The organism is Vibrio sp. 03-59-1, assembly GCF_013114135.1.
GTDB lineage: Bacteria > Pseudomonadota > Gammaproteobacteria > Enterobacterales > Vibrionaceae > Vibrio > Vibrio cortegadensis.
Map to the genome: position 1 here is coordinate 1 of NZ_VTYA01000094.1, position 1,201 is coordinate 1,201.

Annotated in this window: 2 protein-coding genes; one reads left to right on the forward strand and one right to left on the reverse strand. The window is 37.6% G+C overall.

What is annotated here, in order from left to right; translation table 11 throughout:
• Positions 1-220: 220 nt before the first annotated feature.
• Positions 221-640 carry a BLUF domain-containing protein gene (locus F0249_RS20085; RefSeq protein WP_017052207.1) on the forward strand — a complete coding sequence of 140 codons (420 nt, stop codon included), beginning with the start codon at positions 221-223 and terminating at the stop codon, positions 638-640.
• A gap of 164 nt (positions 641-804) precedes the next feature.
• On the opposite strand, the gene F0249_RS20305 is transcribed toward F0249_RS20085, so the two are convergent.
• The gene (locus F0249_RS20305) at positions 805-1,089 is read right to left on the reverse strand and encodes a hypothetical protein (protein WP_253825364.1); all 285 of its coding nucleotides are present in this window, start codon (positions 1,087-1,089) and stop codon (positions 805-807) included.
• Between the last annotated feature and the right edge of the window lie 112 nt (positions 1,090-1,201).

A 1,201-nucleotide genomic window follows, 5' to 3' on the forward strand; every position in this document is an offset into this window, starting at 1 on the left:
TAACGCCCAATTAAGGTGCGACAACGCTATAAAACCTAGACTAAACCATTGCGCCGTAAACACAAAATTCAAATCGAAGTAAAATCGTCAAGCGTTAGGAGTCACTCTTAAATTGTTTGTTAGCTTAATATTTGTCAGTGATAAACCCTGCTCTAATTAGCAAATTCTACTATATAGATTATATTTGATAGTAACGTTTAATAAAAACAAAGTGGTAGCTATGTTCCTAACTCGATTAATTTATGTCAGCACTCTTTCAAAGGACTGCGATTTGAACGCTTTAACAGACATTCTTACGACATCACGCGAACACAACAAAGAAGCTAACATCACTGGACTACTAAGTCATAATCAGAAGTACTTTTTACAATGCCTAGAAGGTTCAAGAGAAGCTATAAATGATACATACAGTCATATCGTAAATGACAAACGACACAGCAAAGTCACCATTCTCTACTTCAAAGAAGTACATTGCCGTGAATTTGGAGACTGGTCTATGGGCGATATTCCTCAATCTCACTTAACTGCATTACTTAACTTACAATTTTCAGGCTCTGACCAATTCAGCCCTTACGATATGTCAGGTGAAAGCGCATATTTAATGTTACTAGAATTAAAGCAGAACCTACCGTCGGAATAGAACTTAAGCTAACGCCCAATTAAGGTGCGACAACGCTATATATTGATTCAATACTTCTATAGAAGCTATTTGAGAAGGATCACAAGTATATTCGAACTCACCAAGCCAATCTGAACTATGGCTATTTGGTGCACTTAAAATAGCTTCAGGTGCAACTTTAGCACTCAATAACACACCACCAGACTCAATCGCATGAGACCACGTGCAAAATTTTCTGCTACCTGTTTTTTGGGAGTCCAGCAAAAGCCGATCAACCCTTGTTCATAGAGAAATTTACATTCTCCACGATAAAGGTGAAGTTCCACTCCATCATATTTCGGCAATATTAGATTTAACCAAGTTAGTATCAATTTATCATCACTCACATTCCGCCGAATGTGACCACCATTCACTATCCAAAGCATATGCATTTTGTCTGTATCAAAAGCAAATCGTGCAATATTTTTCACTGCATAACGCTTAGTATCAAGTTTGAAGTGCGACACTTTCTACAGGTGGGCATGAATATACTCCATTGGCATTCTATACCCAAGCCTTTTGCGTGGGCGCATGTTTAATTTA